This is a genomic window from Shewanella sp. SG41-4 (assembly GCF_014164505.1).
Taxonomy (GTDB): Bacteria; Pseudomonadota; Gammaproteobacteria; order Enterobacterales; family Shewanellaceae; genus Shewanella.
The window spans coordinates 1-5,829 of sequence record NZ_JACJFI010000244.1 but is presented as its reverse complement, the minus strand read 5'-3'; the positions used below and the strand labels follow the sequence as shown (position 1 = coordinate 5,829).

General features: G+C 43.1%; 2 protein-coding genes. Both read left to right on the top strand.

Annotation, left to right across the window (positions count from 1 at the left end):
- Nucleotides 1-395: 395 nt before the first annotated feature.
- Nucleotides 396-2,015 (top strand): methyl-accepting chemotaxis protein, encoded by a 1,620-nt coding sequence (locus H5202_RS17180; RefSeq protein ID WP_182773153.1) that lies wholly within the window; start codon nucleotides 396-398, stop codon nucleotides 2,013-2,015.
- Nucleotides 2,016-2,364: 349 nt separating this feature from the next.
- A partial coding sequence (locus H5202_RS17175) for an ATP-binding protein (protein WP_182773152.1) occupies nucleotides 2,365-5,829 on the top strand: 3,465 nt, incomplete at its 3' end.

Genomic DNA, 5,829 nt, shown 5'->3' with positions numbered 1-5,829 from the left:
CGACATCACAAAATATATCCACTAAATTATTCATAAGCCCTCTGCGTGATTGGTTCCTTCTTGGTCGAAAGATCTGATCACGAAGAGGGCGATTAGTTCAATTTTTTATCCCGAGTTCAGGTTATATACACTTACATAGAAAGATACATAGATACATAGATAGTCATTTACACATGAGCTTTATCTCATCAGAAAGTATTTTTATAACAATAAAATACTATCAGCTATAGTGAATTGACTAAAGATTGATGTTAAGCGGTATCCGTTGCAACACAATAAACAACCTCAAGGATTGAGACTCGGCATCACAGTTCTCAATAGCAATATCTCAGTAGCTGTATTGATAAGCTCTACGTTTGTTTTATGTTCATTTGATTATCGCTTGGGGGCGGAATATGAATTGGTTTAGTAACATGTCAATCTTTAAAAAGGTTGGATTGATTTTTGTTTTATCGGTTATTATTTTTGCCGTTAACCTTGGCATTAGCACCGTTGCGATTAATAAAAATCGTGACACATTGTCTTTCATGGAAACCAAGGTGGCACAACGTGTTGAACTCGCAAACCAAAACGTCATTTATGTACAACGTTTAGATGAGTTATATACTCAAGCGGTATCATTTGCAGATGAAGATTTACTTGAGAACGCCAATAAAACGTTCACGTCACTTAACGATAATTTAACCAACTTATCAACCATCGATCAGAAACAGGCAGCGGCTTTATCGCAATTATCTAACGGCCTCAATGAATACAATACCATGACACTTTCATTGGCAAGAGGCATGCTCGATGGCACGATCGATATGGCTGATGTGGGACAAATAAGCCAGAAAAAAGCCAAGATTTTCGATAAACTGACCAACGGGATAACAGTATATAAAGCCGATAAAGTGGATGAGTTTAGCTCTACTATTAAAGAAGCTGGCGATCGTTCAGAACAAAGTTTATATCTTTCGTTTAGCATCGGTATCGCGTTATTGGTGTTTATGGCACTAGCCACCATTTCTATTGCTCGCGCAATCAGTGGTTCTGCTGGCGATGTGGCAAACTCATTGGGTGAATTAGCAGATGGTAAAGGTAACTTACGCCACCAACTGACGGTTGCAGGCACTGATGAGCTAGGGCAAGTATCGAGTAACTTTAACCGTTTTTTACGTTTGTTAGCTGACTCTATTCAAAGTGTAGTCAGTGTTACCAGTCCATTATTAGACAGTGCGTCATCGTTAAAAGAACGTATGGCTGTAGCGACTAAGGCAACCAAGCAACAAAGCCACGATGCTAAAGCCGTGCATATGTCGATGGAAGAAATGCGCCATTCGGTGAATGACATTTCACATAGCGCACAACAAGCAGCTGAAGCGGCGCAAGTTGCCGAACGAGAAGCGACAGAAGGTTTAGCGGTAGTGCAGCGTACTGTGAGAATTTCTCAAGAACTTAACTCTGGTATTGAGCTGGCATCAAACTCCATTCATGAGTTAGCTAAAGACACCGAAAGTGTTGGCTCCATTTTGAACGTGATTACCTCTATTGCAGATCAAACAAACTTATTGGCGTTAAATGCCGCTATTGAAGCTGCTAGAGCGGGTGAGCATGGGCGAGGTTTTGCTGTTGTAGCGGATGAAGTTCGCGCACTGGCATCTAAAACGGCAGACGCAACTAAAGAAATCCGTGGCGTATTAGAAAAGCTTAAAATTGCCGCTGAATCATCGGTGAGTACCATGGATGTAGCGATTACTAAATCATCTGAAAACGAGCGTTATGCCAAAGATACCGGCGAGGTATTAAGCTCAATTCAATCTAAAATTGTCAGTATTAATAGTATGAATACTCATATTGCTTCAGCCACTGAACAACAATCTTTGGTTGCTGCACATGTGGCGAATAATGTGGTTGAAATGAATGCATCGTTTGAACAAACACTGGGAATTCTTGCCGAAGTGCAGGGCATTTCAGAAGGGTTAGACGGTTTTGCTAATGAGCTTAACCACGCTACCTCACAGTTTAAATTGTAATATTGCTGACAATTCAGATCCAAATGTGAGTGGTACACGATAAAAAAACGCACAGAGAAATCTGTGCGTTTTTTATTTTATCCCGCACCAAAAAGCCTTCTGCTCCGCAGTGTTTGTTCCCACAGCCTGACGACATATGTTGCCTATAAACAGTTTCTGGCTGTTTGCTGCATTGTTAGCCGCCATTTTTGAATTATTTAGCGTATTATAAAGCCAATTTTTGTGGGGGAAAATTGCCTCCAGCCTGCGTTTGTTTTACTTTATTTAAATTGAATAAATAGACGTTATTTTTTCATCCGTATTTTGCTTCTTTGTCACTGCAATGTGAGCTGTTTGGAAAAGGATTATCATGCCAAGCTTGATTAGAATCGTGTTAATTAATACCCACCTACCAGGTGTGGTCGAACTGTTATTAAATGGTCACACCAATATTTGTGGTACCAATGCCTCTGGTAAAACAACCTTACAACGGTTAGTGCCGGTATTTTATGGCGAGTATCCTAGCCGTGTTGTGCCGTCAACGCGTGACAGTTTCGAACGGTGGTATTTACCCCATGACTCAAGCTACATTATCTATGAATATCAAAAAGATGATGGTTTACTTTATCAAGCTGTTCTAGCATCAGCGGGTGATGGTAAAGGGGTAAATTACCGCTTTATTGGCCGTGCTTTTGAGTTAGACCATTATATTAAGTCGCGTAATGGCGACACCATCATTTGTCATTCAATGGCAGAGTTGGGCCGTGAAGTAAAACGTGATGGCGTAGCCCATACAAACTTGTTAAACACTCGAGAGTTTCGAGCGATCATCCAGAACGATCGTAGCTTATTAAATACCGGCAGTAACCGCAATGAGCTGCGGACTTACGCGCGTCAGTTCTCGTTGTGTGACGGTGAACATAGCTTGCGTCATATCGAAAAACTCGCCAAAGCAGTGCACTCGAAAGAGGGCAAAATGGAAACGGTTAAATCAATGATCGCAGCCATTTTAGAAGAAGATGGGGTAAACCCACCGACGTCTAGACTGAATCCGCAACGAGTAGAAACGTGGATCCGTGAAAGTCAGCTGGTGCAAGGTTTTGAGCAAATTCGTCCAGAATACGAAAAGCTCGAACAAGAATTTAATCAGTTATTAAGTGCAGAGTTACGCTTAGCCAGTTTATCGCGCGGTTATCGCGCCGACGAAACCTTAGAAGCTGAACGCCAAGACCGTAATCAAACCCACGGCAAAGAACTAAACCTCAAGTTGCGCTTATTAGATGATGAGTGGAAAGATGTTCGTGATGAGTTAAACCAGGAATTATCTGCAGCTAAAGGTGACACTGGCAAATTTGAAGATGAACTTAATGCCATTGAAGACCAGCATGCTGCCTTTTTAGATGCCGACATTGAACAAGCCAAAGCTGATTTAGATAATCTGCCTAATTGGCGTAGTGATGTTGAAAACCTCAATGAGCGTCATAAACTACAAACCGAAAAACACCAAGATATTGAAGCCGCCTTTAATGCCCGCCGTAGCAAAATTGCTGAGCAATTGCATCGCGAACTTGAAGTATTACATCTTGAACAAGACACCCAACGCGAAATGCGTGATAAGCAACGTGAGCTTGCCAATGACGACCTTGCAAAGTTAGAGCTGCAATGGCGTGAACAAACTGATGCTGGTAAAGCCAAATTTAGCGAGCAAGAATACCAACTTAAATTAACCGCAGCTGAACTCAAACATCAAGTTGATGGGGTGACTTACACCGAAGATGAAAAAATGCGCTTAGCGATTTTCGATGAGCGTATAAGTCTGGCCGATGAAGAGCAAGAAACCTGTAACCAAAAGGTAGACCGCTTAACCACAGAAGAACGTAAACAACGGGCCAAACGCGACCAAGCGAATGAGGCTCTGCGTATATCCAGTATTCGTGTTAGCGACAGAGAAAATGCCAAAGAAGAACTGCATCATATGTTGTTCCCGCAGTCGCATACCTTGTTGGAGTTTTTGCGTAAAGAGGCCCACGGTTGGGAGCACACCTTTGGTAAGGTTATCGCGCCAGAGTTGTTGCATCGCAGCGATCTACACCCAAGCCTAACCAAAGACAGCAGTGAAGCATTATTTGGGGTTAACCTCGATCTTAAAGCCATTGATGTACCGGAGTATGCCGCTACAGAGCAAGATTTACGTATTCGTTTAGCCAAAGCAGAAGAGGCACTAAAAAGTGCGCAAGAAATGCATGCCGAAGCGGAAGATCAACTGGTTGCTATGAATACGGCGCTTGATAGCATCACCCGCGAACTGACATTTGCCCGTACAGCGTACAAAAATAGCCGTGAAGATTTACGCCGCCTATTTGATGAAAAGCGTAACGAACAACAAAAAATCAATCAAGCGGTTGCAGATCGTAAAGCCGATTCGAGCAAAAGATTAGTGCAACTTGATAACGAGCTTAAACAGCTCAACAATCAGCATCATGATTGGTTAAGCGAGCAAAAAGAGCAGGCGCTTGAAGCGCGCATGGAAAAAAATGCCTATTGGCAAGAAGTGGTCGGCGCCATTGATAATCAATTAGGCCAGATTAAAGCCAATATTGAACAACGCCGTGCCAATGCTAAAACCGAACAAAAAGCCGGTGAAACCTGGTATAAAAATGAGCTTAAGTCGCGTGGTGTTGATGAAGGTACCATTTTGGCGCTTAAACAGCAGATCCGCGATCTTGAAGCTAGCATCAGTAATGCTGAACAACGCCGCAGTGATGTGTTGCGTTTTGATGATTGGTATCAACATACCTGGCTCGTTCGAAAGCCTAAAGTACAAACTCAATTAGCCGATGTTAAGCGTGCTACGCTGGAATTGGAACAACTGCTAAAAGCGAAAACGGCCGAAATTAAACAGCGCCGAAACAGCTTAGAAACCGATCGTAAAGCCTGTGATGCCGCCCAAGTAGAGGCGTCTGAAAACCTTACTAAGCTGCGCGCAGTGATGCGCAAGTTAGCAGAACTCAAATTGCCGGCTAATAATGATGAAGCGAGCGGCAGCATTGGCGAGCGTTTGCGCCAAGGCGAAGATTTATTGCTAAAACGTGACTACTTAATGGGTTCTGTTAAGCAATATGTTGAACACTTTGACTCGGTCATTGCCAGTAAATCAGGTTCAAGTTTGGCCGAATTTTGGGAGCGGGCCCGTGATGAGTCTAGCTTTGTTAACGACAAAGGTATTCGTCTACTCGACTATCGCAAGTTAGTCCCACAGCTTGAGCAGTTATTGAATGTGATGGTGCCGCAATCGTTAATGGCGATCCGCGAACAAGGGCGTATTTTTGGTATCGACTTAACCGCATTCTATGACGTGTTAACCGATATTGACCGCCGTATTGCCAGCCAAAGCGCGCGTATTACTCGTGAAGTGGGTGAAGAATTATTCCTCGAGGGAGTATCAGAGTCGGCTGTGCGAATTCGCTCTCGCATCAGCGAACTGGAGTTTTGGCCTGAACTTGAAGTGTTTGTTAAGGCCTTTAAAGCGTGGAAAGCAGATGGTTTCAGCCAACTACCGGACGAGCATTACACTAACTCAATGCGCCGTGCATTAGACATTATTGGCCGTGCAGCATTAACCGGCGGTATTGCGAAACTGTTAGAAATCGAACTGCGTTTAAAAGAAGGTAACAGCGACTTAATTATTCGTACCGACCGTCAGTTAAACGAGTCTTCAAGTCATGGTATGGCTTACCTTATTTTATGTAAGTTTTTATTGGCCTTCACCCGTTTATTGCGCGGCAAAGCCAATGTCACTATCCATTGGCCAATTGATGAGTTAGGTACGCTACAT